The following is a 26,410-nucleotide window of genomic DNA, read 5'->3' on the forward strand; positions in this document are numbered from 1 at the left end:
GGAAACTAGGCCTTGGTGGCCGTCACTTCCTGGATCCTGGGCCACATCCTGTCCTTCCAGCCGCCGTTGCCGGTGACGGTGAGGACGATCTTGCCATCCTGAAACAGGATGAAGCGTGGCGTCGCATTGGGGCTCTTCTTGCCGTCTTCGCTTTCGAGGAAAGCAGCCCTGATGGGCCTGGCCGGAGTGGGCCAGCTTCCTTCGACCATCAGAAGGTCTGCATTGGCCGGATGGACGACCTGATAGTCCATCTTCTTGAAAGCATCGGACTTGAGGAAATCAGGCTCAGACTGGGCACGCCAGATCTTGCAGCCGCCTCAAAGTTCGTGACCGACGAACACCAGCGTCGGGCGCCCAGCCTGGGCATTCGCGACGCGGGTCAGTGACGATGCGGAGGCCATCACCAGGCCACCCACCATCAGAGACCGTCTCTTCAACATGAACCGTTCTCCCGTGGAACCATTCCACAGGACGAATATGAGATGCCGAACGAGGCTGGAGAAGGACGTTCGACCGGCCTCACCGCCTTGTGACCTACGCCGCCTGATGCTTCTTCGTTTCCTCGACGATGCGGTCGGCGGTGCGTCCGGCCAACTCCTGCAGGTGATCGAACTCGGTCCGGAAGCTGCCGATGCCCTGCGTGACCGACCGGATCTCGACGATCATGTCGGCGATCTCGGCTTCGGGCATCAGCGCGGAGACCTCGTCCCAGCCCGGCCAGGCGGGGCGGGCGTCGTAGCCCAGGAGCTGGCCGCGCCGACCCGAGATCAGCCGCTGCAGCCGGGGCGTGGAATCGCTCGGCCCGGTGACGGTGACCTTCAGGATGGGTTCCAGAAGCACCGGCTTGCACTTGGGCATGGCCTCGCTCATGGCGATGCGCGCGGCCATCTTGAACGACATCTCGGAACTGTCGACGGCGTGGTACTGGCCGTCGACCAGCGTCACTTCGAGATCGACCACCGGCTGCCCGAGCGGCCCTTCCTTCAGATACTCGATCAGCCCCTGCTCGACGGCGGGGATGAAATTGCGCGGCACCACGCCGCCCACGATCCGGTCGACGAAGCGGAAGCCCGAGCCGCGCGGCAGCGGCTTGATCTCGACCTTGATGTCGGCGAACTGGCCGTGGCCGCCGGTCTGCCGCTTGTAGCGTGCATGCTGCTGCGCGCCGGCCTGGATCGACTCGCGATAGGCGACCCTCGGCACCGTCGTGTCGACGGCGACATTGTAGCGTCCGGCGAGCTTGTCGACCGCGACCTTGAGATGCATCTCGCCCTGGCCCTTGAGCAATAGCTCATGCGTCTCGCCCCGCACCTCGAAGGACAGCGAGGGGTCCTCGTCGACGATCTTGTGCAGGGCGCCGGAGAGCTTGACCTCGTCGTTCCTGTTTTTCGCCGAGACGGCGAGTGCAAAGACCGGCGCTTCGGCGGGGGGAAAGTCGGGCGAGGCGGCGATGCCCGCGGCACCGAGCGTCTGCCCCGACGACAGCGCCTCGACCTTGGCGAGCGCCACGATCTCGCCGGCGCGTGCTTCGGCGGTCTTGTCGAGCCGCTGTCCGAAGGGCCGCAGGATCGTGCCGATCCGTTGGCCGCCGACCGACTGGCCCTCGTGCAGCGAGCCAGACCAGACGCGGCAGAGCGAAAGCTTCCCGGCGTGACTCTGGTGCAGGACCTTGAAGCACTCGGCCGTAGGGGTGGTGTTGGAGGCAAGGGCACGCCGCTGGACCGTCTGCTCGACGACAGGCGTGTCGTGGCGCAGCGCCTTCAGCAGGCGCCGCACGCCGTTTTCGCGGTCGCCGGCGCCCAGCAGGACCGGCGCGATCTGGTCGGAACCGAACTCGTCGTGCAGGTCGCGGTAGATCAGCGACTTCTCCGGCGCGATGTCCTCGATGAGCTGCTCGAGCAGCGTGTCGTCGAACTCCGAGAGGGCTTCCAGCATGTCGCGCCGCGCCTCGGTCTCGCGCGGCAGGATCTCGGCCGGCATCTCGATCAGGTCGGAGGCGCCGCTGCTCCTGTAGCGATAGGCGCGCTCGCTCACGAGATCGACATAACCCACCGTCTCCTCGCTGCCGTCGGCGGCGGGACGGCGGATCGGCACCTGGCGCAGCACCAGCTTGCGCTGCGACACGGCCTGCAGGGCCGACAGCATGTCGCGCACGCGGACTTCGGCGGAATCGATCTTGTTGACGAAGATGATGTGCGGGATATGGCGGTCCTCAATGAATTTCAGCAGCGGCGTCAGCGCCATCACGCGCTCGGGCGACGGTTCGCAGACCAGGACCGCGGTGTCGCAGACGGCCAGCGCCGCGAAGGCGTCGTTCTGGAACTCGATCGAGCCCGGGACGTCGAGGAAGGTCCATTGGTCGCCGAGATAGTCGACGGATGCGACGTTGATCTCGGTGCCCATGCCGCGCTTGCGCGCTTCGGCGGCCGCGTCGCCTATGGAGGTGCCTGCGCGGGTCGAGCCGCGCCGGCCGATGGCTCCCGTGGCGTAGAGAATGCTTTCGAGCAGGCTGGTCTTGCCCGACAGATACGGCCCGCACAGCGCCACCACGCGATGCGCGCCGCTGCCTGGTCTGCCGCCAGTGATAGTCTCCGTCTTGAACTCGGCCATGACAACGTCCTCCTTCTTCGCAAATGCGTAGAAGCTCCGGACGGAAGTCTCGGATGAGGTAGCGCGTCCGAACGTTCAGCCGGAGCGAAGCTCACTTGTCATGGAAATGCTTTCACCCCCGCCCAGACGAGTCAAACGACCGGGCGGGGTGAATTAGGTCAGTAGTACTTACGACAGCGCGGCGCAGGCGCGCTGGATGCGGCGGCCGGCTTCCTCGAGCAACTCCGTCGCCGTGGCGTAGGAGATGCGGAAGGCCGGGCCCTGGCCGAACGCCGAACCCTGGACCACCGAGAGGCCTTCGGCCTCGAGCAGGTAGTTCACGAAGTCGGTGTCGTCCTTGATGACCTTGCCGTCCGGCGTCTTCTTGCCGATCAGGCCGGCGACCGACGGGTAGACGTAGAAGGCGCCCTCGGGACGCGGGCACTTGATGCCCTTCGACTGGTTCAGCATCGACACGACGAGGTCGCGGCGCTGCTTGAAGACGGCGACGTTCTTCGGAATGAAGTCGGTCGGGCCGTTCAGCGCGGCCACCGCGGCGGCCTGGCTGATCGAGCTGGCGTTCGAGGTGCTCTGCGACTGGACCGTGATCATCGCGTTGATCAGTTCCTGCGGACCGGCCGCGTAGCCGATGCGCCAGCCCGTCATGTTGTAGGCCTTCGACACGCCGTTCATCGTCAGCGTGCGGTCGTAGAGGCGCGGCTCGACCTCGGCCGGCGTGGCGAACACGAAGTCGTCGTAGACGAGCTTCTCGTACATGTCGTCGGTCAGGATGTAGACGTGCGGATGCTTCAGCAGCACGTCGCACAGGCCGCGGAGATCGGCCTTGGAGTAGGCGGCGCCCGTCGGGTTGCTGGGCGAGTTCAGGATGATCCACTTGGTCTTCGGCGTGATGGCGCGGTCGAGATCTTCCGGCGTCAGCTTGAAGCCGTTCTCTTCCTTGCACTGCACGATGACCGGGGTGCCTTCGCCGAACAGCACCATTTCGGGATACGAGACCCAGTACGGTGCCGGAACGATGACCTCGTCGCCGGGGTTCAGCGTCGCCAGCATGGCGTTGAAGATGATCTGCTTGCCGCCCGAGGTGACGACGGTCTGCGACGGCTTGTAGTCGAGGCCGTGGTCGCGCTTCATCTTGGCGACGATCGCCTGGCGCAGCGCCGGCGTGCCGGCAACCGCCGTGTACTTGGTGTCGTTCTCGCGGATGGCCTTGTAGGCGGCTTCCTTGATGTGGTCGGGGGTCGGGAAGTCGGGCTCGCCGGCGGCCAGGCCGATCACGTCTTTGCCCGCCGCTTTCATCTCCAGGAACTTGCCCTGCGCGGCATTGGTCGGAGACGGCTTGATGCGGCTGAGACGATCGGCGATGAGAGCCATGACGAATATGCCTCCTTCAGGCATTTTTTAGAGCGGCGCGAAGCTAGTCGCGACGCGGGGTTTCCGCAAGGCGAGGGGCCGGTATTTATCGTCAGGCGGGCCGTACCACCGCTAGGGCAAAGAGGTCACATGAGGTTCCTGTTCGTACCGCTGCGGCCGCTGATCTCGCCGGCCTTCATCGCCCTGGTGAATGCAGCCATCCTGATCCCGATGGTGCTGACGATCATCGACGTCATGAAGAGCGTGAACCGGCATGTCGACACCCATGAGCCCGTGACGATCACCTCGACGATCGCGCTCATCATGATCGGCTGGGGGGTGGCGCTGGAAGAGAGGGCGGTGATCCGCAGGCGGTTCGGCGTAACCGGCCGGTCGGACGAGGCATGGCAGGTCCATATCGACGAGATGTGCCACGAATACGGGGTCGCCCAGCTCGTGCTGGGACTGTTCGCCGAAATCGCGGTGGCGATGATCAGCCTGCCAGACCGCATCGTGAACACGGTCGGCTACGAATATTCGCTCCTGACGCTCGCCGTCGTCCTGATCGCGATCGGTGCGCTCATCCAGGCGAGGCACGTGTTCGCGCTGATATCGGCCCTGTGGCGCCACAGGCGGGGCGGGGAGACGGCCTCCTAGTCGATCAGCCGGACCGCGGCCTCGACCGTCATCCTGGCATCGCCGAAACCGACGCGGCGACCGCTGACCGGAGCCGCATCGCGATAGTCGAGGCCGACGGCCACGCGCAAACTGTCACCGCGCGGGCTGATGCTGTTGGCGGGATCGAAGCCCACCCATTCAAGGCCCGGGACCCAGGCCTCCGCCCAGGAATGGCTGGTGCGCCCGACACGCAGCTCGGGATCGTCGTTGCGAAGATAGCCGCTGACGTAGCGCGCCGGCACGCCCAGGCGACGGCAGCAGGCGATGAAGATGTGCGCCTCGTCCTGCGCTACGCCGGCCCCGCGCGTCAGCGCCTCGATGGCGGTGGTGTCCACGGTCGAGACCCCGGTCTTGTAGGCCACCCGCTCGGAGATGCGCTCCATCAACTCGTGCAGCACCGCGACCCGCTGCGCCGGCTCGGCGGCACGCGCGGCCAGTCCCGCAATCAGCGGATCGAAGCTCTCGTCATGGCGCGCGAGCCCCGAATTGCGCAGCCAGAACGGCGCGGGCAGGGTCGGTTCCTCGGCGTAGCGCAGCCACTGGTCGGTGCCGCTGTATTCGTAGATTCCCTGCACGACGATCTCGACGCTGTCGTGCCGCTGGGCGACCGAGAAGGTCGTGACCTGATTGCCATGGCCGTCCTTCCATTCGGACCGCTTGCCGGGGCCGTCGATGCGCCACGACACGATGCGTTGCGCCGCCGCCGGCATGGGCGTGAGGCGCACGTCGTGGATCGAATGGCCCGACGGCTGGTCGAACTGGAAGCGCGTGGCGTGATGGACGGAGAAGCGCATCATTCTGCTCAATCCAGGAGGAACTGGCGGCCGATTTCGTTCGACAGCGTGCCCATGTCGCTGCGCAGCTCGCCCAGGAACTTCGCCAGCCCGATGTCGAACACCTGATCGATGCGGGCGTAGCGCAGCCGCGCGTGCAGTTCGCCCGCCAGCCGGTCCGCCTCGCCGCGCGTGCCGTAGGCTTCGGCCAGCTCGCGCATGTTGAGGTCGACCATCCAGAGGCAGTGATGGACGGAGCGCGGCACGTCGCGCCGCAGCATCATCAGCTCGGCGACCTTCTTGGGATGGAGCGAGCTGCGATAGATGCGCCGATAGGTTCGCACGGCGCCGATGCAGGCCAGAAGCTCCGACCAGGCGAAGTAGTCGAGGCCCTCGGCGCCGGGATTGCCGTCGGGCCGCAGCAGGTGGAACTTCACGTCGAGGATGCGGCCGGTATTGTCGGCCCGCTCGAGGAAGGCGCCGAGCTGCAGGAAGTTGTTGGCCTCGTCGCGCAGCAAGGTCACCTGCGCGGCGCCAAAGATCATCACCGCCTGCTTCTTCACCGACTCGATCAAGGCGCCGCGATCGAGGTTGGCGCGGTTACCGCGCAGCCGGGCGCTGAGCTCCAGCCAGAGCGCGTTCAGGCTCTCCCACACGTCGACGGTGATGTTGTTGCGTTCTTCGCGGGCATTGCGCCGCGCGGCGCCAATCGAATTGACGATGGAGGAGGGGTTGTTCTCGTCGAGCACCAGGAAGTCGATCAGGCTGGCGAGCCGCTTGCCCTGTGCCTGGCTCTGGCGGAATTCGTCCTCCATGCCGAAGATCGCCGCGACGCCGGCGGCTTCCTCGCCGCGCGACTGCAGGGCCATGCGCTGGGTCGCCTCGATCAGCCGCGCCGTCGACTTGGCGCGCTGCAGGTAGCGGCCCATCCAGTAGAGATTCTTGGCGGTACTGCTCAGCATCGGTGCGGCCTACTCGCCATCTGCGGGCGCGTCGGGCGCCAGCACCCAGGTGTCCTTGGTGCCGCCGCCCTGGCTCGAATTCACCACCAGCGATCCCTCCTTGAGGGCGACGCGCGTGAGGCCGCCCGGCACGATGGTGATCTTCTTGCCCGAGAGCACGAACGGTCGCAGGTCGACGTGCCTCGGCGCCACGCCCTGGTTCACGAAGGTCGGGCAGGTGGAGAGCGAGAGCGTCGGCTGGGCGATGTAGTTGTCCGGTCGTGCCTTCAGCAGCGTGCGGAATTCCTCGATCTCGGCCTTGCTGGACGTTGGGCCGACCAGCATGCCCTTGCCGCCCGATCCGTGGATTTCCTTGACCACGATCTCGGACAGGTGCTCCAGCACGTACTTGTAGTCGTCGGCCCGGTCGCAGCGCCAGGTCGGCACGTTCTGCAGGATCGGCTCCTCGCCGAGATAGAAACGCACCATCTCCGGCACGTAGGTGTAGGTCGACTTGTCGTCGGCCACGCCGTTGCCCAGAGCGTTCACGATGTTGACGCGGCCGGCGCGGAGCGCGCCCAGCAGGCCGGCGACGCCCAGGAATGAGTCGGGGCGCATCGCCAGCGGATCGAGGAAAGCGTCGTCGACGCGGCGGTAGATCACGTCGACCCGCTGCGGTCCGCGCGGCGTGCGCATGAAGACGCGGCTCTCGTCGACGAACAGGTCGGAGCCCTTCACCAACTCGATGCCCATCTCGTCGGCCAGGAAGGCGTGTTCGAAATAGGCGCTGTTGTAATGGCCGGGCGTCAGCAGCACGACATTGGGCTCATGGCCGTCGCTGAATGACACGGAGCGCAGCGTTGCAAGCAATTCCTCGCTGTAGTCGGCCACGGGGAGGACGCTCTTGGCGGCGAACAGCTCCGGCGCCAGCCGCATCATGACTTCGCGATTCTCGAGGACGTAGGACACGCCCGACGGCGTGCGGACATTGTCCTCGAGGACGTAGAAATCCTTTTCGCCGACGCGAACGAGATCGATGCCGGCGATGTGGGCGTGCACGCCACCCGGCAGTTGCAGCCCCTGCGCCATGGCGACGAACTCGCCGTTCATCAGGATCTGCTCTTCGGGGATGATGCCGGCGCGGCAGATCTCGCGCTGGCCGTAGGCGTCGCTCAGGAAGGCGTTCAGCGCCCGCACGCGCTGCGACAGGCCCTTGTGGAGGAACTGCCACTCGTCCCACGCGATGACGCGCGGGATGATGTCGAAGGGGATCGTCGTTTCGGACCCTTCGGCCGCGCCATAGGCGCCGAAGGTGATGCCGTGCCGCCGATAGAAGAGATCGACTTCGGCGCGCGTGGCCGCCACCCGTTCGGGCGAGGTGCGCGCCAGCCAGTCGGCGACGCCACGATAGGGTACCCGGACAGAGCCGTCCGTACCCGAATTCATTTCATCGAATGCCTTGATCGCCATCCGGCATTTCACCCCCTGTCAAATCACCATATAAGCAATCGACGGGCCAACAAAGTGCCCGTAACCATCGGGCGGAGGCGCGGCATGAAGCAGGTGCTGATCGATCGGTACGGGACGCCGTGGGACGTGGCGCGCTGCGCCGACGTCCCCGATGTGGGGGAGCCGGCGGCCGACGAGGTCGTCTTCGACGTGCTGGCCTTCCCCATCAACCCCGCCGACATGTGGTTCTGCAAGGGCAGTTACCGGCTGAAGCCGCCGCTGCCGGCTACGCCCGGGGCCGAATGCGTGGGGCGCGTCACTGCGGTCGGCTCGGCCGTGAAGCACCTCGCCAGGGGCGACCTGGTCATCAACCTGCAGCGCGAGAACTGGACGCAGAAGCGTCGCGTAAAGGGCGACGATGCCATCCCGCTGCCCGCGGGGATCGACCTGCGCCAGGCGGCGATGGTGCGCATCAACCCGCCGACGGCGCGGCTCATGTTGTCGGACTTCGTCGATCTCGCGCCCGGCGAATGGGTCATCCAGAACGTCGCCAACTCGGCGGTCGGCCGCCTGCTGATCGTGCAGGCCCACCAGCGCGGCCTGCGCACCGTCAACATCGTGCGCCGCGCCGAATTGGCTGGCGAGTTGAAGGCGCTCGGCGCCGATGTCGTGCTGGTCGATGGCGACGATCTCGCCGAGCGCGTCGCCGGGGCGACCGGCAAGGCCGCGATCCGGCTCGGCGTCGAGGCGATCGGCGGCGCCGCGACCGGCCGCCTCGTCGACTGCGTCGCGACCGAGGGCACGGTGGTGCATTACGGCTCGATGAGCGGCGAGGATCCCAAGGTGGGGCGCAGCAACCTCATTTACCGCGGCATCAAGCTGACGGGATTCATGCTGGGCCGCGGTCTCGCCAGGCGGGACGCGGCGAAGATCCGCGAAATCTATGCCGAGCTTGCGGCGCAGGTGATGGCGGGTACCTTGTACGCCCCGGTGGACACGGTCTATCCGATCGAGAAGATCAAGGATGCGCTGGCGCATGCCGACAAGGGCGGGCGCAACGGCAAGATTCTGGTGGCGCCCAACGGCGCGATTTGAACAAGGGAGAAAACAGATGAATTCCGACGTCGCGGCCATCGAGAAGGTGCTTCAGGTCTATTTCGACGGCCTCTACGAGGGCGACACGAAAAAGCTCGGCGAGGCGTTCCATCCGGCCTCGCACCTCTACAGCGCCGGCCCCGACGGCAAGGCCGCGGACATGCCGCGCGCCGACTGGTTCAAGATGGTGGAGAGCCGCAAGTCGGCCAGGGACAGCGGCAGCGAGCGGCGTGACCGCATCGTCTCGATCGACTTTTCCGGCCCGGCGACGGCCTTCGCCAAGGTCGAGTGCCAGATCCCGCCGCGCTACTTCACGGACTATCTGACACTGCTCAAGGTGGATGGCCGTTGGCAGGTGATTGCCAAGGCCTTCCACACCGTTACCAAGTAGAGACGACTGCGCGGGGGCGCGAGGAGGCTAGCTCTTCGCGTCCGCCGCGACCTGGACCTTGATCATCTTGTCCGGCGGAGCGGACACGGCGCCCGAACCCGGCGCGCCCTTCTTGATCTTGTCGACGAACTCCATGCCGGACGTGACCTTGCCCCAGACGGTGTACTGACCGTCGAGGAAGTTCGAGTCCTTGAAGACGATGAAGAACTGGCTGCGGGCGCTGTTCGGGTCGTTGGTGCGGGCCATCGAAACCGAGCCGCGGACGTGCGGCTCCTTCGAGAACTCGGACTTGAGCAACTCGCCCATGCCGCCGCTGCCGGTGCCCGTCGGATCGCCGGTCTGCGCCATGAAGCCGTCGATCACGCGGTGGAAGACCACGCCGTCATACTTGCCCTCGCGCGCCAGCTTCTTGATCTGGGCGACGTGCTTGGGGGCGAGGTCCGGGCGCATCTCGATGACGACACGGCCGTCCTTGAGGTCGATGTAGAGGGTGTTTTCCTTATCCATGGCGGAGGCTGCTCCTGCGAACATGAGAATGACGGCAAGGACGGGCGTCAGAATGGCGAGCCGCATGACGGTTTCCTTCGGCGAATCCACGGTCTTGCCGCGGCGGGCGGGACCTTAAAGGCCGACCGTCGAAAGACAAGCGGCAACTTCGGGGCGGCCTGGGCCTGGCAACCCGGAGAGAATTCCACCGCGCGCGGGGCGGCTGCGACCGGCCGCCACATACCGACGAGGGCTGAAAACCCGTTACCACCCACGGCTATATCTGGTACTAACCCGTTTGAAATGCGGGGGATTTTGCGGGTCGGAAAACCTGCCGGGTCTTAACCGCCGAGGGGACGGATGCATGGTCGTTAAGCGCGTATTGGGCGTTCTTGGACTGTTGGCGGCAATGGCCGGTTTCGGCATCGCGGCGCCTGCCCAGGCGCAGAAGGTCATCGGTGTGCCGCATGATTGGCAGCTGAACTTCCCGCCGCCATACACGCCGATCATGGAGCGGGTGGAAACGCTCCACGACATTCTGCTGGTCATCATCACGCTGATCTGCGTCTTCGTGCTGGCGCTGCTGCTCTACGCAATGTGGCGCTTCCATTCCTCGCGCAATCCGACGCCGTCGGCCACGACCCACCATACGGGGCTCGAGATCGCCTGGACGATCATCCCGATTCTGATCCTGGTCGTGATCGCCATTCCGTCCTTCCGCCTGCTCTACTACAGCGACAAGGCGACCGACGCGGCGCTGACCATCAAGATCACCGGGCACCAGTGGTACTGGTCCTACAACTACCCCGACCAGGGTGATTTCACGGTCGAAAGCCGCATGCTGAGCGAAGCCGACCGCGCCAAGACAAAGCCGCAGGTGCCGCGTCTGCTGGCCGTCGACGAGGAAATGGTGATCCCGGCCAACACCGTGGTCCGCATCGTCGGCACCGCCGAGGGCGGCAGCATGCACGGCTGGACCGTTCCGGGCTTCGGTATCAAGAAGACGGTGATCCCCGGCCGCCTCAACGAAGGCTGGATCAGCGTCAAGGAAGAAGGCCTCTATTTCGGTCAGTGCTCGCAGATCTGCGGCCAGAACCACACCTACATGCCGATCGGCGTAAAGGTGGTCTCCAAGGCCGACTTCGACAAATGGGTGGCAGACAAGAAGAAGGCCGCCGGGCTTGCGCCCGCGACCGATGTCGCCGCCGTCTCCACTCCCGCCACCCGCTAAGCGCTTCTCCGCAGGAGACTGATTATGGCCACCGCGCACGGCGCAGCCCACGACCACAACGCCCACGGGCACGACGACCACCACACGCCGACCGGCATCCGGCGTTGGCTGTACAGCACGAACCATAAGGACATCGGCACGATGTACCTTATCTTCTCGATCATGGCGGCGCTGATCGGGGCAGGCTTCTCGGTCTACATGCGCCTCGAGCTGATGCAGCCGGGCGTGCAGTATTTCAATGGTGCCGACGGTACGCCGGACGGCCATTTCTGGAACACGATCGTGACGGCGCACGGCCTGATCATGGTGTTCTTCGTGGTCATGCCGGGCCTGATCGGCGGCTTCGGCAACTGGTTCGTGCCGTTGATGATCGGAGCGCCCGACATGGCGTTCCCGCGCATGAACAACATCAGCTTCTGGCTGCTGCCGCCGGCCTTCATCCTGCTGCTGATGTCCGCCCTGATCGGCGGCGGCGTGGGCACCGGCTGGACGATCTATCCGCCGCTCACGCTCAACCAGGGCGCCGGCATGGATCTCGCGATCTTCTCGCTGCACATCGCGGGCGCCTCGTCGATCCTGGGTGCGATCAACTTCATCACGACCATCCTGAATATGCGCGCGCCGGGCATGACCTTGCACCGCATGCCGCTGTTCGCCTGGTCGATCCTGGTCACCGCGTTCCTACTGCTGCTGGCGCTGCCGGTCCTCGCCGGCGCCATCACGATGCTGCTGACCGACCGCAACTTCGGCACCTCGTTCTTCAAGGCCGAGGGTGGCGGCGATCCGACGCTGTTCCTGAACCTGTTCTGGTTCTTCGGTCACCCCGAAGTCTACATCATGATCCTGCCGGCCTTCGGCATCATCAGCCACATCATCTCGACCTTCGCCAAGAAGCCGATCTTCGGCTACCTCGGCATGGCCTATGCGATGGTGGCGATCGGCGTCGTCGGCTTCGTCGTGTGGGCGCACCACATGTACACGGTCGGCATGGACGTCGACACGCGCGCCTACTTCGTGGCTGCGACGATGGTCATCGCCGTCCCGACGGGCGTGAAGATCTTCTCCTGGATCGCCACGATGTGGGGCGGCTCGATCCGTCTCACCATCCCGATGCTGTGGGCGATCGGCTTCATCTTCCTGTTCACCGTCGGCGGCGTCACCGGCGTGGTGCTGGCCAATGCCGGCGTCGACTACTCACTGCACAACACCTACTACGTGATCGCGCACTTCCACTACGTGCTGTCGCTGGGTGCGGTGTTCGGCATGTTCGCCGGCTTCTACTACTGGATCGGCAAGATGTCGGGCCGGCAGTATCCGGAGTGGGCCGCCCAGATCCACTTCTGGGTGACCTTCGTCGCCGTGAACCTGACGTTCTTCCCGATGCACTTCACGGGGCTGGCCGGCATGCCGCGTCACTACGTCGACTATCCCGACGCGATGGCGCACTGGAACTACCTGTCGTCGATCGGTGCGTTCCTGTCGTTCGGCGCGACCATCTTCTGGTTGATCTTCGTGGTGTTCGGCACCCTGCTGTACGGCCGCAAGGTCGGGGCGAACTACTGGGGCGAAGGTGCCACGACGCTGGAATGGACGGTCGACTCGCCGCCGCCGTTCCACACCTTCGAGGAACTGCCGCACATCTCGCCGACGGCGCATCACTAGGAACGGAGCGGAGGCGCCCCAAGAAGGCGCCTTCGCCTTGAAAGGCACATGAGCGACACCGCGCATACTCTGACTGGCAGGATCGATGGCGACGTCGCGCCGGCGCGTGTCCGCGACTACATCGACCTGCTGAAGCCGCGCGTGATGTCGCTGGTGGTCTTCACCGGCTGGATCGGCGTGGTGATCGCGCCGGTGCACGTCCATCCGTTCAAGACGTTGCTGGCGGTGATCGCGATCGCGCTGGGCTCCGGCGCGGCCGGCTGCATCAACATGTGGTACGAGCGCGACCTCGACGCCCTGATGGCGCGCACGCGCAACCGCCCGCTGCCGGCCGGCCGCGTGGCGCCCGACGATGCGCTGGGCCTCGGCGTGCTGCTGTCGGTCTTCTCGGTGCTGCTGATGGCGGTGTCGACGAACCTCGTCGCTGCCGCCCTGCTGGCCGTGGCGATCCTGTTCTATGTCTTCATCTACACGATCTGGCTGAAGCGCCGCACGCCACAGAACATCGTGATCGGCGGCGCCGCCGGCGCCTTCCCGCCGATGATCGGCTGGGCCGCGGCGACCGGTGACGTCTCGTCCGTCGGCATTGCGCTCTTCCTGCTCGTCTTCCTCTGGACACCGCCGCATTTCTGGGCACTCGCGCTCTACCGCAGCGAGGATTATCGCCGCGCTGGCGTGCCGATGTTGCCGGTGGTGGCGGGTCCGCGCGAGACCAAGTGCCAGATGGTGATCTACACGCTGCTCCTGCTGCCCGTCGCAATCGCGCCGACGCTTCTGGGCGCGGTCGGCTGGGTCTACGGCACGGTCGCCCTCGCGCTCAGCCTCGGCTTCATCGGTCACGCGATCGCCGTGTGGCGCACTGCCGACGACGAGACTGCCTTCGGTGCTGCGCGGAAAATGTTCCGCTATTCGCTGATCTATCTCGCGGCGCTGTTCGCGGCACTGCCGGTCGATCTGGTCGTGAGCCGGATCGCGGGATGAGCGCGGCCATGGCACAGGACCGTCGACCGGGCGATACCGACATGCACCGCCGCCAGCGGGGCAAGAACCTGTTCATCGCGGGTTTCCTGATCATCCTTGCGATCATGTTCTTCGCGCTCACGATCGTGCGCATGGGCGGCTACGGATGAGCGACCGGAAGGCCGACATCGCCGCCAAGAACAAGAAGGTCGCGCGCCGCCTTTTCCTCACGACGGCCGGGATGGGCGCCTTCGCCTATGCCTCTGCGCCGCTCTACGACCTGTTCTGCCGCACCACGGGCTTTGGCGGCACCCCGGTGGTGGCCCAGGCCGGCGACCGGCCGATCCTCGATCGCACGGTCAACGTGCGCTTCGATTCCAACGTCGACACGGCGCTGCCCTGGAAGTTCCAGCCGCTGCAGCGCGAGGTGAAGGTCCGGCTGGGCGAGGAGTATCTCGCCTATTACCGCGTGACCAATCTCTCGCAGCGCGCGGCCGTCGGCACCTCGACCTACAACGTCACGCCCGAAACGGCCGGCGGTTGGTTCAACAAGCTCCAGTGCTTCTGCTTCACCGAGCAGTTGCTACTGCCCGGGCAGTCCGTCGACATGCCCGTGATCTTCTTCGTCGATCCCGAGTTGGACAAGGATCGGCGCTACGACAACATCCGGACCATCACGCTCTCGTACACTTTCTTCGAGGCGAAGACGGAACGGGCCAGGACCTTGCTCGGCGGCGTGCCGGGCAACGATATCGGAAAGGGTGGATGAACATGGCCGGCGGTACTCCGAAGCATCCCTATCATCTGGTCGACCCCAGCCCGTGGCCGGCCTTGGGTTCGTTCGCCGCGCTCCTGCTGGCGCTGGGCTTCGGGCTTGCGCTGCATCCAGACATGTTGGGCGCGGGCATTGCGACCGTCATGAAGTCGATCCACTGGTGGGCGCTCGCCCCCGGCCTGCTGCTGGTGCTGGGCGTCATGTACTGGTGGTGGAGCGACGTGATCGCCGAGTCGCGAGTCTATCACACGTCGGTCGTCCAGCTCGGCCTGCGCTACGGCATGATCCTGTTCATCGCCTCGGAAGTGCTGTTCTTCGCGGCCTTCTTCTGGGCGTTCTTCGACGCCGCGCTGTATCCCGGCGCGCCCAACATGCCGGTCCGCGCGGAAGCGACCGGGGGCATCTGGCCGCCGAAGGGCATCAGCATCATCGCGCCGTTCGACCTGCCGCTGATGAATACGCTGATCCTGCTGCTGTCGGGCACCACCGCGACCTGGGCGCATCACGCGATCATCGAGGGCAACCAGAAGGATGCCGTCCGCGGCCTGCTCTGCACCGTCCTCCTCGGCCTGATCTTCACGAGCGTCCAGGCCTACGAATACATTCACGCGCCGTTCACGTTCAGCCAGGACATCTATACGTCGACCTTCTTCATGGCGACGGGCTTCCACGGCTTCCACGTCCTGGTCGGCACGATCTTCCTGATCGTCTGCCTGATCCGCGCCTCGAAGGGCCAGTTCAAGCCCAAGCAGCATTTTGGCTTCGAAGCCGCTGCCTGGTACTGGCATTTCGTCGACGTGGTCTGGCTGTTCCTGTTCTTCTGCATCTACTGGTGGGGCGCCGGAAAGGCACCGATCGCCCTGCACTGACGCGGGACTACGGACTATCTTGGAACCGCCGGGTGCTCCCCGGCGGTTCGCATTTGGGAGAGGCACTTGTCAGACTGGCCACGCCAATCGCCGTTCGACGTCGCCCTGCGAGGCGCCTGCCCGCGCTGCGGCAAGGGCAGGCTGTTCGGCGGCCTGCTGAACGTCGTGGATCGCTGTGCCGTATGCGACCTCGACCTGCGCGGCAACGATGCCGGCGACGGCCCCGCGGTCTTCGTCATCCTGGGACTGGGCGCCATCATCATGATGCTCGTTTTCTGGGTGGAGTTCCGCTACGAGCCGCCCTGGTGGATGCATGTCCTGATCTGGCTGCCGCTCACCTTCTCGCTGGCGGTGTGGATGCTGCGTTTCCTGAAGGCGCTGCTGGTCGCCCAGCAGTTCGTCCACCGCACGACCGAACTCGATGATTAGGCGAACTCGACGGTTGGAGGAGATACGATGATCCGGTTGAGGCCCGCGTTCTGGCCCACGCTCGTCTCGCTGCCGATCCTGGTGCTCTCGCTGGGCCTCGGCCTGTGGCAGATGGAGCGTCGAGAATGGAAGCGCGACATCATCGATCGCATCGCCACCAACCAGGCCGCACCTGCGATGACGCTCGATCAGCTTCTGGGCGGCACGCCGCTGCGCCATGAGTACGGACGCGTGAAGGTCGCGGGCACGTTCGAGCACGGCCACGAATTCTTTCTCGCCGCGCGGAGCCTGAAGAACAAGGTCGGGCTGCAGGTGATCGTGCCCCTCAAGACCGACGACGGGCGCGTGATTCTGTTCGATCGCGGTTGGGTGCCGGACCGTGCTGCCGCGACGCAGGCCATCACCAGGACGACGGGGCGCGTCGAGGTGACCGGTCTCGTCCGCCGCTCGCAGATCCGGGCGCGCTTCGCGCCCGAGAACGTCCCCGACAAGAATGTCTGGTTCCAGGCGGACGTGCCGCTGATGCGCAAGCTGGCGGGTGCATCGCCCGACCCGAAGCTCGACACGTTCTTCCTCGAAGCCGACTCCACGCCCAATCCGGGCGGCGTGCCGGTCGGCGGCCAGACGCGGCTCGAGATCCCCAACGACCATCTCCAGTACGCCATCACCTGGTTCCTGCTCGCGCTGGCACTGGCGGGCGTCTATCTCGCCTATCATTGGGAGAACGGCCGGCTCGAAATCAACGGGCGGCGCAAGACCCCATGATCGCGAACGATCCCTATGCCGAGCTCGAGCGCCGCTTCGCCCGGTTGAGCGATGTCGGCCGCGCGGCGGCGATCCTGAACTGGGATCGCTCGACCATGATGCCCGACGGAGCCAGCGGCGATCGCGCCGACCAGCTCGCGACGCTGGGCGTGATCGCCCACGAGATGATCGCCGCGCCGGAGATGTCCGATCTCCTGTCGCGCGCGGAGGAGGGCAGGGCCTCGCTCGACGCGTGGCAGGCCGCCAACCTCCGCGAGATGCGCCGCGCCTGGGTGCATGAGAGTGCCCTGCCGGCCGACCTCGTCGAGGCCCGCACGCGGGCCTGCTCGGCCTGCGAGCTGGCCTGGCGTTCGGCGAAGAAGAATGCCGACTTCAAGTCGCTGCTGCCGACGCTCACCGAAGTCCTAAACATCATGTGTCGCGTCGGCGAGGCCAAGGCCGCGGCACTCGGCACCTCGCTGTACGACGCGCTGCTCGACGAATTCGAGCCGGGCGGGCGCTCGGTGAGCATCGACGCCCTGTTCGACGAGCTGCGCGGCTTCCTGCCCGATCTGCTGGGGCGCGTAATCGAGCGCCAGAAGAGCCGGCCCGATCCGCTGCCGCTGGAAGGCCCGTTCCCGGCCGAGGCCCAACGCCGGCTGGGCGAAGAACTGATCCGCCGGATCGGCTTCGACTTCCACCACGGTCGCCTCGACGTGTCGGCGCATCCCTTCACCGGCGGCACCGCGGACGACGTGCGCATCACGACGCGCTACGACGAGCAGGATTTCGCCCGCTCCCTGATGGGCGTGCTGCACGAAACCGGGCATGGGCTCTACGAGGCGGGGCTTCCCAAAGCGTGGCGGCGTCAGCCGGTTGGCAATGCCCGCGGCATGACCCTGCACGAGAGCCAGTCGCTGCTGATGGAGATGCAGGCCTGCCGCAGCGACGCCTTCGTGGCCTTCGCCGCGCCGCGCATGCGGGTCGCTTTCGGCAAGGACGGGCCGGCCTGGACCGAGGACAACATCCACCGGCTCTACACGCGTGTGGCGCCGGGCTTCATCCGCGTCGATGCCGACGAGGTCACCTATCCGCTGCACATCATGCTGCGCTACCGGCTGGAGCGCGCGATGCTGGCGGGCGATCTTGCGCTGGCGGACCTGCCCGGAGCCTGGAACGACGGCATGCGCGAGCTTCTGGGCATCGTGCCTCCGGACGATTCGCTGGGCTGCCTGCAGGACATCCATTGGCCCGACGGCGGTTGGGGTTATTTCCCGACCTATACATTGGGCGCGCTGGCCGCCGCCCAGCTCTTTGCCGCCGCCCGTCAGGCCAATCCGGACCTGATGGCTGCCATCGGGCGGGGTGATTTCGCGCCGTTGCTGGGCTGGCTACGGTCAAACGTGCACGGCAAGGGATCGATCGCCACGACCGACGAGATCCTGACCGGGGCCACCGGGGCGCCGCTGGGGGCGGCCGCCTTCAAAGCGCATCTGGAAAGCCGCTACCTCCCGGCGTAATAGGGAAGCATGCTCGACCTCCGCCCCAACTGCGAATGCTGCGACAAGGACCTGCCCAACGGCGCGTCCGACGCCCTGATCTGCACTTTCGAGTGCACGTTCTGCGCCGACTGCGCGCGAACCCGGTTGGGCGGACATTGCCCGAACTGCGGCGGCGATCTGGTAAAGCGCCCGACCCGCCCCGAGAAGGCGTTGGCCAAGTTCCCGGCCTCCACCAAACGGGTCCGCAAGGACCATGAGGCCTGTCGGCAGGTCGCCTGACTTGTCATCCCGACCGGAGCGAAGCGGAGCGGAGAGATCTTTCTTGCGCCTCGCTCGGAGCAATCGTTAATGCGTTACATCAGCACCCGCCACGGCTCGCAGGGCACGCCTGCGCCGCTTGGCTTCGAAGACATAATGCTCGCCGGCCTGGCGCGCGACGGCGGCCTCTATCTGCCCGCCGAGTGGCCGCGGTTCAGCAAGTCCGAGATCGCGGCCCTGAAGGGGCTGGGCTACACCGAGCTTGCCTTCCGCGTGATGTGGCCTTTCGTCGGCGATACGTTCGACGAGGCGACCTTCCGCCGCCTGATCGGCGAGGCCTATGCCTCGTTCGAGACGCCCGAGGTTGCACCGCTGAAGCCGCTGGGCGATTCGGGCCTGCACCTGCTGGAGCTCTTCCACGGCCCGACGCTCGCCTTCAAGGACGTGGCGCTGCAGCTGCTCGGCCGCATGCTCGACCAGACGCTGACGGCGCGCGGCCGGCACGCGACCATCGTCGGCGCCACTTCCGGTGATACCGGCTCGGCTGCCATTGAGGCAGTGCGTGACCGCAAGACCATCGACATCTTCATGCTGTTCCCCAAGGGCCGCGTGAGCGAGGTCCAGCGGCGGCAGATGACGACGGTGCTGGCGGCCAACGTCCACAACATCGCGGTCCAGGGCACGTTCGACGACTGCCAGGATCTCGCCAAGGCCTGCTTCAACGATCTCGAATTCCGCGATCGCTACGCGTTGACGGCCGTGAACTCGATCAACTTCGCCCGCGTGATGGCGCAGATCGTCTATTACTTCTGGGCCGCCCTGAAGCTCGGCGCACCGGAACGTGCCGTGGCGTTCAGCGTGCCCAGCGGCAATTTCGGCAACGTCTACGCGGGCTACGCCGCGAAGCAGATGGGCCTGCCGATCTCCCACTTCGTGGTTGGCGCCAACAGCAACGACATCCTCGCGCGCTTCTTCGAAAGCGGCACGATGACGACGTCCGAGGTCGTGCCGACGCTGAGCCCCAGCATGGACATCCAGATCTCCAGCAACTTCGAGCGGCTGCTGTTCGACCTCTACGACCGCAACGGCGTGGCGCTCGCGGAGGCAATGACCTCGTTCCGTAGCACCGGCACGCTCAAGGTCGGCGGCAACGTCCTTGCGGGCGTGCGCGAGCTGTTCGACGCCGGCCGTCTCGACGATGCCGGCACGCTGGCCGCCATGGAAGACTGCCTGAAGCGCTACGGCGAGACGATCGATCCGCATACTGCGGTTGGCTACGCGCTAGCCCAGCAGCATCGCCGCGACGCTTCGATTCCGATGGTCGTGCTGGCGACGGCGCATCCCGCCAAGTTTCCCGACGCCGTCGAGAAGGCGACCGGCCAGCGGCCGCGACTGCCGGCCCGCCTCGCCGACCTGCTCGAGCGCACCGAGCGCTCGGACGGCCTGCGCAACGACGTCGAGGCCCTGAAAACCATGATCGATGAACGCCGGGAAATGGCCAAAGCGCCGGCAGGCCGGGAAAAGGTGCGCCCGTGAGCAACGTCAAGGTCACCACCCTCGGCAACGGCCTGCGCGTGGCGGTGGATCCGATGCCCGAGGTCGAATCGGCTTCGCTCGGCATTTGGGTCGCCTGCGGCACGCGTCACGAATCGGCCGAACTGAACGGCATGGCTCACATGCTGGAGCACATGGCGTTCAAGGGCACGCGGACCCGCAGCGCCCGCGCCATCGCCGAGGAGATCGAGAATGTCGGCGGCAGCCTGAACGCCTATACCGGCCGCGAGATCACCGCCTACCACGCCTCGGTCCTGAAAGAGGACGTGGCGCTGGGCGTCGAGATGGTTTCGGACATTCTTCGCAATTCGGTGTTCGACCCGGACGAGCTGCAGCGCGAGCGCGGCGTGATCCTGCAGGAGATCGGCCAGGCGCTCGACACGCCTGACGACATCATCTTCGACCAGTTCCAGGAAACCGCGCTGCCGGGCCAGCCGCTCGGCCGGCCGGTGCTGGGGACCGCGACCTCGGTCGAGGCGATCGGCCGCGACGATCTCTTCGCCTATCTGGCGCGTCACTATACGGCCTCCAACATGGTCCTGTCGGCCGCCGGCCGCGTCGAGCACGACCAGATCGTCGACCTCGCCGAGAAGCATTTCGGCTCCGTGCCGCGCACGCCGGCCGGTGCCGAGCGGCCGGTGCCGCTCGCTTATGTCGGCGGCGACGGCCGCGAGCAGCGTGTGCTCGAGCAGGCGCATCTCGTGTTGGGCTGCGAGGGTATCGGCTACCGCGACCCCGACTATTTCGCGCTGGCGATCTACTCGACCCTGTTCGGCGGCGGCATGTCCTCGCGCCTCTTCCAGCGCATACGCGAGGATCGCGGCCTGGTTTACGGCATCCACTGCTTCAACACCGCCTACGCCGACGGCGGCCTGTTCGGCATCTATGCCGGCACGGGCGAGGACGATCTGGCGGAGCTGATTCCGGCGGTCTGCGAGGAATTCGTGGGCGTCGCCGACACGCTGAACGAGCAGGAACTCGTGCGTGCCCGCAACCAGATCAAGGCCGGCACGCTCATGGCGCTGGAATCGAGCGGCTCGCGCTGCGAGCAGGCGGCGCGCCACCTGATCGTACACGGTCGCACGATTCCCTACGAAGAGATCGTGTCGCGCATCGAGGCGGTCGACCAGGACGCCGTGCGTCGTGTCGCGAAGCGCCTGCTCCGGAGCGATCTCACGCTGGCCGCACTGGGCCCGATCAACGGCCTCGAATCCCTCGACAAGATCGCCGCGCGCCTTGCGGCCTAATCATTGGAGCGCGCCACTCCAGTGGCGCGCTCCAACTAGGCAGCCTTGGCGAGCGCGGGCTGCGCCGTGCGCGGGGGGACGCCGATGGAGGCGCGTTTGATGACGGTCTTCACTTCGGTGCTGCGGCGGACGATGTTGTAGCGCAGGCCGGTATAGAGGTTTACCGGGAAGGGCATCGGGGCGTTGAAGTCGATGATCAGCACGACGCGCGTCTCGTCGGTCTGGTTCTTCACCCAGTGCTCGCGCGTGTCGTCGAACACCAGCGGCTCGCCTTCCTTCCAGAAGAAATGGTGGCCACCGATCTCGATCCAGCACTTCTCCGGTTCCTTCGGCACGATCAACGGATAGTGGAAGCGGATGACGCCGGCGGCGGAGCCGCGATGGGGCTCGATCTCGGCGCGACCGGCCAGGATGCTGAACAGAGCCGAATGGACGCCCGGGATCCTGGCGATCGCGGCCATCGTGTCCGGTACCGCCGCGGCATTCTCCGTCACCTCGTGGCCCCACAGCTTCAGGATGAAGGTGCGCCAGGCCCGGCCGGGCACGTAGAGGTCGCGCGGATGCACCTCGTGCAGGGCGGGAATCTCCTCGTGATGGCTGAGGAGGTAGTTGAGGTCGGCCTTGATCTTGTCGTGGCTCTTCTTGAGTTCGGCCAGGACTGGAAAGACCTTGAGGGCGTCCTCGCCGCCCAGCGGCAGCTTCGGCATGTTCCGCAGGATCACGTCGGAGAGCTTCAGGTTGAAATCCTCCAGCGGCTGCTGGGGAAGCCAGATGTGCTTGGTCAGATAGAATCTGCCCTTTTCGCCGACATTTGGTTTGTTCGCGGATTCCATGACCGATGTGCCTCGAGGACTTTCAACCGATGGAGTGTAGTACGCCGATTTGGCCAAACAGCGGCGGCTCTTTTGACGCTGCCACGCGCGGCGGACCGTCTCAATTTCCTACGCCAGAGCCCGGAAAACATGCAACAATTCTGAATAACCGCTAGTATAGACCAATATGTTCCGTTTTGCCGACGTCCCGTTGTCGCTGTCAGGGATGACCCGGATCGCCGGGAAGCGCGTATTTCTGCGTGCGCCCAGCATGGACGACTGGCCGGAATGGGCCGAATTGCGCGCCCGCAGCCGGGCCTTCCTCACCCCCTGGGAGCCGACCTGGCCCGAAGACTCGCTGGCCCGGGACCATTTCCGTCGCCGCCTGCGCCAGCAGGCCAAGGAATGGCGGGCGGGCGAGGCCTATGGCCTGTTCGTCTTCACCAACGAAGGGCGCCGTCTGGTGGGCGGCATCAACCTCAGCAACGTGCGCCGTGGCGTCGCCCAGACGGCATCGGTCGGCTACTGGATGGGCCAGCCCTATGCCGGCCAGGGGCTGATGACCGACGGGCTGCGCGCCACGCTGCCGTTCGTGTTCGATGACCTCCGCCTGCACCGGCTCGAGGCGGCCTGCCTGCCGCACAACGAGCCCTCGAAGGGCGTGTTGACGAAAGTCGGTTTCCACGAGGAGGGGCTGGCGCGGCAGTATCTCCGGATCAACGGCCAATGGGCCGACCATCTTCTGTTCGCGCTGCTGCGCGCCGACTACGACGCTCTCTTGCGGGCGCCCCGGTAACGGGCCGAGGCCCCGATCACCAGCCCTGATCCCCAGGAGCGTTCATGCGCAATCTCACACCGACCTCGATCACCCAGGCCTTCGCCGACTATGCCCGCAACGCGCCGTCGGAGCGGGCCCGGACGCTGCTGGTTTCGTTGGCCGGCCACCTCCACAGTTTCGTCCGCGACAACAGGGTGACGCAGGCCGAGTGGGGCGCCGCCATCGATGCGCTGACCCGTGCCACGAAGTTCACGGACGACAAGCGCAACGAATACATCCTGTTCTCCGACCTGCTGGGCGTCTCGTCGCTGGTCGACATGGTGAATGCCGCGCCGGCCGGCACGCCTTCGTCGGTGCTCGGCCCGTTTCATATCGAGGGCGCGCCGGAACTGCCCGACGGCGGCGACCTGTGGCGCGGCCAGTTCGGCGAGCCGCTGGTCGTGAGCGGCCGAGTCGTCGACCAGAAGGGTGCGCCGGCTAGGGGCACGGTGCTGGCGCTCTGGCAGAATGCCGGCAATGGTCTCTACGCCCAGCAGGATTCGGCTCAGGCGCCGACCAACTATCATGCGCGCCTCGCCGTCGCCGAGGATGGCAGCTTCTCCTTCACGACGGTGCGGCCGGTTTCCTACAAGGTGCCGGACGACGGCCCGGCCGGCGACATGCTGCGGGTGCTGGGTCGCGACGCCTGGCGGCCGGCCCATCTGCACATGATCGTGCAGGCGCCGGGCCATGCGCCGCTGATCACCGAGTTTTTTCCCGAGGACGACGAGCATCTCGACGGCGATGCCGTATTCGGTGTCCGGGCGGGACTCGTCCTGCCGTTCTCGAAGGTGACGGACCGCACGGCGCTGCCGGCCAACCTCGCCGCGCGCGATACGTTGCCGATGCCGGTCTGGGCCGCCCGCCTCGACCTGACACTGCCTCCGGGCTGATGCTGCTCGTCCGCGTCCGCGACGTCTCCCGGGTTTTCGCAAACGGCGTCGAGGCTCTGGGCGGCGCTTCGCTCGACATCGCGGCGGGTGAATTCCTGAGTGTGCTCGGTCCCTCGGGCTGCGGAAAATCTACTCTGTTGCGCCTGATCGCGGGCCTCGCTGAGCCCAATGCCGGCACGATCGATTGGCCGCAGGGCCGGCCCGATATCGGCTTCGTGTTCCAGGAGCCGACACTGATGCCGTGGACGACGGCGCTGGGCAACGTGGCGCTGCCGTTGAAGCTGCGCGGCGTCGCGCGTTCCGAGCGCGAGGCCCGGGCCGCGGAAGCGCTGGCGGGGGTCGGATTGAAGGGCTTCGAGAAGAGTTTTTCGCGCGAACTGTCGGGCGGCATGAAGATGCGCGTCTCGATCGCCCGCGCGCTGGTTACGGCGCCCAGGCTGCTGCTGATGGACGAGCCCTTCGCCGCCCTCGACGAGATCACGCGGCGCAAGCTCAACACCGACCTGCTGGACCTGTGGGAGCGCACGCGTTTCACGGCGGTGTTCGTGACGCACTCGGTTTTCGAATCGGTGTTCCTGTCGCAGCGCATCGCCGTGATGAGTGCCCGCCCGGGCCGCGTGCGCTCCGAGCTCGCCATTCCGGCGCCTTACCCCCGCACCGAAACCTTCGGGACCTCGGCCGAGTATGCCGCGCTCTGCCGGCTCGCTTCGGCGCAGCTCTCGGAAGCGATGGCGGCATGAGCACTCATCCTTCAGAGCATGGCCTCATGCTGAGGAGCCGGGCGCAGCCCGGCGTCTCGAAGCATGGGCTACGAATGCTTCGCCTGAACCCATCCTTCGAGACGCGACGCTGCGCGTCGCTCCTCAGGATGAGGGTGGGAGTGGTTCCATGAGTGCGCGCATCGTGGCGCCCGTCCTGATGGGGTTTTTCATGCTGGTCCTGTGGGAAGGGCTGGTACGCGCGATGGCGATCCCATCCTATATCCTGCCGGGGCCGATCCTCGTGGCGAAGACGCTGGTGTCGGACTGGGGCACGCTCTGGCCGGCGCTCCTCGTGACGCTGCGCATCACGCTCGAAGCCCTTGTGGCGGCCGTGGTGGTCGGTGTGTCGCTGGCGCTGTTGTTCTCGCTGTCGCGCTGGATCGAGCTGTCGCTCTTTCCCTACGCCATCATCCTGCAGGTGACGCCGATCGTGGCCATCGCGCCGCTGATCATCGCCTGGGTCGACGACGTTAACGTCTCGCTGCTGATCTGCGCCTGGCTGGTGGCCTTCTTCCCGATCCTGTCGAACACGGTGCTGGGACTGCGCTCTGTCGATCGCAACCTGCTCGATCTGTTCGAACTCTACGGCGCGAGCCGCTGGCGCACGCTGATGGACCTGCGGCTGCCCGCGGCGCTGCCGTACTTCCTGGGTGGCTTGCGCATTTCGGGTGGGCTGGCACTGATCGGCGCCGTGGTCGCCGAGTTCGTGGCGGGTTCGGGTGGCCGGGAGTCTGGACTGGCCTACCGCATCCTTGAATCGGGCTACCAGCTCAAGATCCCGCGCATGTTCGCGGCCCTGGTCCTGATCTCGCTCGCGGGCATCGCGATCTACCTGTTGCTCGCGCTGTTTTCGCACCTGTTGTTGCGCCGCTGGCACGAAAGCGCGCTCTCCGAGGAGTGAGCGGATCTCAGCGCAGCGCCGCGCGACCGAGGAAGAACGAGGCTGTTGCCACGCCCGCGGCCAGCAGGAGATAGCCCGCCTCATAGACGCCGGTAATGGCCAGCACGGTTCGGAACAGGAGCGGCGAGAGCAGGGCGCCGCAGAAAACGAAAAGCTGCGTCGCCCCCGTGAATTCGGCGGCGCGCCCCGGTGGCGCCCTCGAGGCGCTTTCGGCGATGAACACGCCGTTCCAGCCGACGGCGGTGCCACCCAGAATCGTGCAGACGATATACACCGCGGTCGTGGGCCAGGCCGGCGTGGAGAAGGACATCACCGTGGCGGCGATTGCGATGATAGCGCCGATGCCAGCCAGCACGGCGGATGGCCGGCGCAACAGGTCGGCCAGCGCGCCCCAGAAGATGCGACCGAAAGCGCCGGCGACGGTCGCGGCCGACAGCAGCGCACCCGCCAGAACGTAGGACATTTTCAGGCCGTCGACGGCGTAGACGACGGTGAAGTTCACGACGATCGCCTGCGTTGCCGAGAACAGCATGCCGATGAAGCACATCGGCCGCAGGATCGGATCGCGCCAGGCGAGCTGCAGCGGCTCGAAGATTTCGGCCAGCGTCGGCAGGCGAGCGGCGCCACCGACGCGCTCGTCGTCGTAGAGCGCGCGCAACGGCTGAATGGCAATCGCCGCGGCAATCGTCAGGAAACCGACGGCGGCGGCCGCCCAGCGCCAGCCGAAATCGAGAGCGAGGGTCGGCAGTACCGCGCCGCAGATCGCAAAGCCCACCGGCACGCCGCTCTGCTTCAGCGAGAAGGTGACGTTGGCCAGGCGGGGCGGCGAGACGCGGGCCAGGATGTGCGAACTCGCAATGGTGAGCGGGCCGGAGCCCAGGCCCACGATGAAGGCGGAGAGGGCAGCCATTGCCAGACCGCCTGTCGCGAAGACGAAGGAGCCCAGTGCCGCGACGGCAAGGCCGGTCTGGATGAAGCGGATCGGTCCCAGCCGGCGGGTGATCGTGCCGCCGCCTACAGTCGAGATCATCGCCGCGAGATAGACGATCGACACATAGTAGGCGATGTCCGCCGCGGCGACGCCGAACTCGGCCGCAGCAGCCGGCGCCAGCACCGACGCCTGGTTGAACACCATCGTCGAGACGACCTGAACGAGAGTCAGGGAGGCGAGGGCGACGAGATAGCGGCGAAGATCGGTCGGGGCGGCTGGCATGGCGCCGCG

At 66.3% G+C, this 26,410-nt stretch carries 29 protein-coding genes; 19 read left to right on the plus strand and 10 right to left on the minus strand.

What is annotated here, in order from left to right:
• Positions 1 to 5: 5 nt before the first annotated feature.
• The 4 genes from KQ910_RS19355 to KQ910_RS19365 all read right to left on the minus strand — a co-directional run bounded on the left by KQ910_RS19355 (position 6) and on the right by KQ910_RS19365 (position 3,981).
• Complete coding sequence (locus tag KQ910_RS19355) at positions 6 to 251, minus strand: hypothetical protein (protein ID WP_216964349.1); 246 nt, start codon at positions 249 to 251, stop codon at positions 6 to 8.
• A 66-nt stretch (positions 252 to 317) separates the two neighbouring features.
• Positions 318 to 440, minus strand: a complete 123-nt coding sequence (locus tag KQ910_RS27025; RefSeq protein ID WP_255560294.1) for a hypothetical protein — start codon at positions 438 to 440, stop codon at positions 318 to 320.
• Between the two features lie 94 nt (positions 441 to 534).
• Positions 535 to 2,610: an elongation factor G gene (locus KQ910_RS19360; protein WP_216964351.1), complete on the minus strand. Its 2,076-nt coding sequence runs from the start codon at positions 2,608 to 2,610 to the stop codon at positions 535 to 537.
• Positions 2,611 to 2,778: 168 nt separating this feature from the next.
• Complete coding sequence (locus tag KQ910_RS19365; protein ID WP_216964353.1) at positions 2,779 to 3,981, minus strand: pyridoxal phosphate-dependent aminotransferase; 1,203 nt, start codon at positions 3,979 to 3,981, stop codon at positions 2,779 to 2,781.
• 129 nt (positions 3,982 to 4,110) lie between these two features.
• On the opposite strand from KQ910_RS19365, the gene KQ910_RS19370 reads away from it, so the two are divergent.
• Complete coding sequence (locus KQ910_RS19370; RefSeq protein ID WP_216964355.1) at positions 4,111 to 4,617, plus strand: hypothetical protein; 507 nt, start codon at positions 4,111 to 4,113, stop codon at positions 4,615 to 4,617.
• Here KQ910_RS19370 and KQ910_RS19375 read toward each other — a convergent pair.
• Genes KQ910_RS19375 through KQ910_RS19385 form a run of 3 tightly spaced genes read right to left on the minus strand, consistent with a single transcriptional unit; the run spans position 4,614 to position 7,822 of the window.
• Positions 4,614 to 5,435, minus strand: coding sequence for a transglutaminase family protein (locus tag KQ910_RS19375; protein WP_216964357.1), 822 nt, complete (start codon positions 5,433 to 5,435; stop codon positions 4,614 to 4,616). The two genes, KQ910_RS19370 and KQ910_RS19375, sit on opposite strands and share 4 nt — an antisense overlap.
• 5 nt (positions 5,436 to 5,440) lie before the next feature.
• Positions 5,441 to 6,373, minus strand: coding sequence for an alpha-E domain-containing protein (locus KQ910_RS19380; protein WP_216964359.1), 933 nt, complete (start codon positions 6,371 to 6,373; stop codon positions 5,441 to 5,443).
• A 9-nt stretch (positions 6,374 to 6,382) separates the two neighbouring features.
• Positions 6,383 to 7,822, minus strand: a complete 1,440-nt coding sequence (locus tag KQ910_RS19385) for a circularly permuted type 2 ATP-grasp protein (protein ID WP_216964361.1) — start codon at positions 7,820 to 7,822, stop codon at positions 6,383 to 6,385.
• Positions 7,823 to 7,906: 84 nt separating this feature from the next.
• Here KQ910_RS19385 and KQ910_RS19390 point away from each other — a divergent pair, with 84 nt between their 5' ends.
• Positions 7,907 to 8,896, plus strand: a complete 990-nt coding sequence (locus tag KQ910_RS19390) for a zinc-dependent alcohol dehydrogenase family protein (protein WP_216964363.1) — start codon at positions 7,907 to 7,909, stop codon at positions 8,894 to 8,896.
• Positions 8,897 to 8,912: 16 nt separating this feature from the next.
• On the plus strand, positions 8,913 to 9,287 hold the full coding sequence (locus tag KQ910_RS19395; protein WP_216964365.1) for a nuclear transport factor 2 family protein: 375 nt from the start codon (positions 8,913 to 8,915) through the stop codon (positions 9,285 to 9,287).
• Positions 9,288 to 9,314: 27 nt separating this feature from the next.
• Here KQ910_RS19395 and KQ910_RS19400 read toward each other — a convergent pair whose 3' ends face one another.
• Positions 9,315 to 9,860: a peptidylprolyl isomerase gene (locus KQ910_RS19400; protein ID WP_216964367.1), complete on the minus strand. Its 546-nt coding sequence runs from the start codon at positions 9,858 to 9,860 to the stop codon at positions 9,315 to 9,317.
• A 277-nt stretch (positions 9,861 to 10,137) separates the two neighbouring features.
• Here KQ910_RS19400 and coxB point away from each other — a divergent pair, with 277 nt between their 5' ends.
• From coxB to KQ910_RS19460, 12 genes are all read left to right on the plus strand, one after another.
• Positions 10,138 to 11,004, plus strand: coding sequence for a cytochrome c oxidase subunit II (gene coxB, locus KQ910_RS19405; protein WP_216964369.1), 867 nt, complete (start codon positions 10,138 to 10,140; stop codon positions 11,002 to 11,004).
• 24 nt (positions 11,005 to 11,028) lie between these two features.
• Positions 11,029 to 12,666, plus strand: a complete 1,638-nt coding sequence (gene ctaD / locus KQ910_RS19410; protein WP_216964371.1) for a cytochrome c oxidase subunit I — start codon at positions 11,029 to 11,031, stop codon at positions 12,664 to 12,666.
• Between the two features lie 48 nt (positions 12,667 to 12,714).
• Positions 12,715 to 13,647 (plus strand): heme o synthase, encoded by a 933-nt coding sequence (gene cyoE / locus KQ910_RS19415; protein ID WP_216964372.1) that lies wholly within the window; start codon positions 12,715 to 12,717, stop codon positions 13,645 to 13,647.
• Positions 13,648 to 13,655: 8 nt separating this feature from the next.
• Complete coding sequence (locus KQ910_RS19420; RefSeq protein WP_216964374.1) at positions 13,656 to 13,796, plus strand: cytochrome c oxidase system small membrane protein; 141 nt, start codon at positions 13,656 to 13,658, stop codon at positions 13,794 to 13,796.
• Positions 13,793 to 14,395: a cytochrome c oxidase assembly protein gene (locus KQ910_RS19425; protein ID WP_216964376.1), complete on the plus strand. Its 603-nt coding sequence runs from the start codon at positions 13,793 to 13,795 to the stop codon at positions 14,393 to 14,395. Before KQ910_RS19420 ends, KQ910_RS19425 begins: the two co-directional genes overlap by 4 nt.
• 2 nt (positions 14,396 to 14,397) lie before the next feature.
• The gene (locus tag KQ910_RS19430) at positions 14,398 to 15,270 is read left to right on the plus strand and encodes a cytochrome c oxidase subunit 3 (RefSeq protein ID WP_216964378.1); all 873 of its coding nucleotides are present in this window, start codon (positions 14,398 to 14,400) and stop codon (positions 15,268 to 15,270) included.
• Positions 15,271 to 15,336: 66 nt separating this feature from the next.
• Positions 15,337 to 15,699, plus strand: a complete 363-nt coding sequence (locus tag KQ910_RS19435; RefSeq protein WP_216964381.1) for a DUF983 domain-containing protein — start codon at positions 15,337 to 15,339, stop codon at positions 15,697 to 15,699.
• A gap of 27 nt (positions 15,700 to 15,726) precedes the next feature.
• Positions 15,727 to 16,464 (plus strand): SURF1 family protein, encoded by a 738-nt coding sequence (locus tag KQ910_RS19440; protein ID WP_216964382.1) that lies wholly within the window; start codon positions 15,727 to 15,729, stop codon positions 16,462 to 16,464.
• A complete protein-coding gene (locus tag KQ910_RS19445) occupies positions 16,461 to 17,963 on the plus strand; it encodes a carboxypeptidase M32 (RefSeq protein WP_216964384.1) in 1,503 nt (500 codons plus the stop codon). The genes KQ910_RS19440 and KQ910_RS19445 overlap by 4 nt, the downstream gene beginning before the upstream one ends.
• 9 nt (positions 17,964 to 17,972) lie before the next feature.
• Positions 17,973 to 18,224 (plus strand): DUF1272 domain-containing protein, encoded by a 252-nt coding sequence (locus tag KQ910_RS19450; RefSeq protein ID WP_216964385.1) that lies wholly within the window; start codon positions 17,973 to 17,975, stop codon positions 18,222 to 18,224.
• Positions 18,225 to 18,293: 69 nt separating this feature from the next.
• Positions 18,294 to 19,739 (plus strand): threonine synthase, encoded by a 1,446-nt coding sequence (thrC, locus tag KQ910_RS19455; protein WP_216964386.1) that lies wholly within the window; start codon positions 18,294 to 18,296, stop codon positions 19,737 to 19,739.
• Positions 19,736 to 21,004 (plus strand): M16 family metallopeptidase, encoded by a 1,269-nt coding sequence (locus KQ910_RS19460; RefSeq protein ID WP_369408393.1) that lies wholly within the window; start codon positions 19,736 to 19,738, stop codon positions 21,002 to 21,004. Before thrC ends, KQ910_RS19460 begins: the two co-directional genes overlap by 4 nt.
• 35 nt (positions 21,005 to 21,039) lie before the next feature.
• Here KQ910_RS19460 and KQ910_RS19465 read toward each other — a convergent pair whose 3' ends face one another.
• On the minus strand, positions 21,040 to 21,837 hold the full coding sequence (locus KQ910_RS19465) for an aspartyl/asparaginyl beta-hydroxylase domain-containing protein (protein WP_216964387.1): 798 nt from the start codon (positions 21,835 to 21,837) through the stop codon (positions 21,040 to 21,042).
• A 166-nt stretch (positions 21,838 to 22,003) separates the two neighbouring features.
• On the opposite strand from KQ910_RS19465, the gene KQ910_RS19470 reads away from it, so the two are divergent.
• From KQ910_RS19470 to KQ910_RS19485, 4 genes are all read left to right on the plus strand, one after another.
• On the plus strand, positions 22,004 to 22,612 hold the full coding sequence (locus KQ910_RS19470; protein ID WP_216964388.1) for a GNAT family N-acetyltransferase: 609 nt from the start codon (positions 22,004 to 22,006) through the stop codon (positions 22,610 to 22,612).
• Between the two features lie 44 nt (positions 22,613 to 22,656).
• Positions 22,657 to 23,526 (plus strand): dioxygenase family protein, encoded by an 870-nt coding sequence (locus KQ910_RS19475; RefSeq protein ID WP_216964389.1) that lies wholly within the window; start codon positions 22,657 to 22,659, stop codon positions 23,524 to 23,526.
• Entirely contained in the window at positions 23,526 to 24,266 is a 741-nt protein-coding gene (locus tag KQ910_RS19480) for an ABC transporter ATP-binding protein (RefSeq protein WP_216964390.1), read from the plus strand. Before KQ910_RS19475 ends, KQ910_RS19480 begins: the two co-directional genes overlap by 1 nt.
• Before the next feature lie 148 nt (positions 24,267 to 24,414).
• Positions 24,415 to 25,188, plus strand: a complete 774-nt coding sequence (locus KQ910_RS19485) for an ABC transporter permease (protein ID WP_229600823.1) — start codon at positions 24,415 to 24,417, stop codon at positions 25,186 to 25,188.
• A 7-nt stretch (positions 25,189 to 25,195) separates the two neighbouring features.
• On the opposite strand, the gene KQ910_RS19490 is transcribed toward KQ910_RS19485, so the two are convergent.
• Positions 25,196 to 26,401 carry an MFS transporter gene (locus KQ910_RS19490; protein ID WP_216964393.1) on the minus strand — a complete coding sequence of 402 codons (1,206 nt, stop codon included), beginning with the start codon at positions 26,399 to 26,401 and terminating at the stop codon, positions 25,196 to 25,198.
• Positions 26,402 to 26,410 lie beyond the last annotated feature (9 nt).

This window comes from Reyranella humidisoli (genome assembly GCF_019039055.1).
Lineage (GTDB): Bacteria > Pseudomonadota > Alphaproteobacteria > Reyranellales > Reyranellaceae > Reyranella > Reyranella humidisoli.

Excerpts from the sequence above, each read along its gene's own strand:
- KQ910_RS19355 (WP_216964349.1), bottom strand. The coding sequence starts at position 251 with ATGGACTATCAGGTCGTCCATCCGGCCAATGCAGACCTTCTGATGGTC.
- KQ910_RS27025 (WP_255560294.1), bottom strand. The coding sequence starts at position 440 with ATGTTGAAGAGACGGTCTCTGATGGTGGGTGGCCTGGTGATGGCCTCC.
- KQ910_RS19360 (WP_216964351.1), bottom strand. The coding sequence starts at position 2,610 with ATGGCCGAGTTCAAGACGGAGACTATCACTGGCGGCAGACCAGGCAGC.
- KQ910_RS19365 (WP_216964353.1), bottom strand. The coding sequence starts at position 3,981 with ATGGCTCTCATCGCCGATCGTCTCAGCCGCATCAAGCCGTCTCCGACC.
- KQ910_RS19370 (WP_216964355.1), top strand. The coding sequence starts at position 4,111 with ATGAGGTTCCTGTTCGTACCGCTGCGGCCGCTGATCTCGCCGGCCTTC.
- KQ910_RS19375 (WP_216964357.1), bottom strand. The coding sequence starts at position 5,435 with ATGATGCGCTTCTCCGTCCATCACGCCACGCGCTTCCAGTTCGACCAG.
- KQ910_RS19380 (WP_216964359.1), bottom strand. The coding sequence starts at position 6,373 with ATGCTGAGCAGTACCGCCAAGAATCTCTACTGGATGGGCCGCTACCTG.
- KQ910_RS19385 (WP_216964361.1), bottom strand. The coding sequence starts at position 7,822 with ATGGCGATCAAGGCATTCGATGAAATGAATTCGGGTACGGACGGCTCT.
- KQ910_RS19390 (WP_216964363.1), top strand. The coding sequence starts at position 7,907 with ATGAAGCAGGTGCTGATCGATCGGTACGGGACGCCGTGGGACGTGGCG.
- KQ910_RS19395 (WP_216964365.1), top strand. The coding sequence starts at position 8,913 with ATGAATTCCGACGTCGCGGCCATCGAGAAGGTGCTTCAGGTCTATTTC.
- KQ910_RS19400 (WP_216964367.1), bottom strand. The coding sequence starts at position 9,860 with ATGCGGCTCGCCATTCTGACGCCCGTCCTTGCCGTCATTCTCATGTTC.
- coxB (WP_216964369.1), top strand. The coding sequence starts at position 10,138 with ATGGTCGTTAAGCGCGTATTGGGCGTTCTTGGACTGTTGGCGGCAATG.
- ctaD (WP_216964371.1), top strand. The coding sequence starts at position 11,029 with ATGGCCACCGCGCACGGCGCAGCCCACGACCACAACGCCCACGGGCAC.
- cyoE (WP_216964372.1), top strand. The coding sequence starts at position 12,715 with ATGAGCGACACCGCGCATACTCTGACTGGCAGGATCGATGGCGACGTC.
- KQ910_RS19420 (WP_216964374.1), top strand. The coding sequence starts at position 13,656 with ATGGCACAGGACCGTCGACCGGGCGATACCGACATGCACCGCCGCCAG.
- KQ910_RS19425 (WP_216964376.1), top strand. The coding sequence starts at position 13,793 with ATGAGCGACCGGAAGGCCGACATCGCCGCCAAGAACAAGAAGGTCGCG.
- KQ910_RS19430 (WP_216964378.1), top strand. The coding sequence starts at position 14,398 with ATGGCCGGCGGTACTCCGAAGCATCCCTATCATCTGGTCGACCCCAGC.
- KQ910_RS19440 (WP_216964382.1), top strand. The coding sequence starts at position 15,727 with ATGATCCGGTTGAGGCCCGCGTTCTGGCCCACGCTCGTCTCGCTGCCG.
- KQ910_RS19445 (WP_216964384.1), top strand. The coding sequence starts at position 16,461 with ATGATCGCGAACGATCCCTATGCCGAGCTCGAGCGCCGCTTCGCCCGG.
- KQ910_RS19450 (WP_216964385.1), top strand. The coding sequence starts at position 17,973 with ATGCTCGACCTCCGCCCCAACTGCGAATGCTGCGACAAGGACCTGCCC.
- thrC (WP_216964386.1), top strand. The coding sequence starts at position 18,294 with ATGCGTTACATCAGCACCCGCCACGGCTCGCAGGGCACGCCTGCGCCG.
- KQ910_RS19465 (WP_216964387.1), bottom strand. The coding sequence starts at position 21,837 with ATGGAATCCGCGAACAAACCAAATGTCGGCGAAAAGGGCAGATTCTAT.
- KQ910_RS19470 (WP_216964388.1), top strand. The coding sequence starts at position 22,004 with ATGTTCCGTTTTGCCGACGTCCCGTTGTCGCTGTCAGGGATGACCCGG.
- KQ910_RS19475 (WP_216964389.1), top strand. The coding sequence starts at position 22,657 with ATGCGCAATCTCACACCGACCTCGATCACCCAGGCCTTCGCCGACTAT.
- KQ910_RS19480 (WP_216964390.1), top strand. The coding sequence starts at position 23,526 with ATGCTGCTCGTCCGCGTCCGCGACGTCTCCCGGGTTTTCGCAAACGGC.
- KQ910_RS19485 (WP_229600823.1), top strand. The coding sequence starts at position 24,415 with ATGAGTGCGCGCATCGTGGCGCCCGTCCTGATGGGGTTTTTCATGCTG.
- KQ910_RS19490 (WP_216964393.1), bottom strand. The coding sequence starts at position 26,401 with ATGCCAGCCGCCCCGACCGATCTTCGCCGCTATCTCGTCGCCCTCGCC.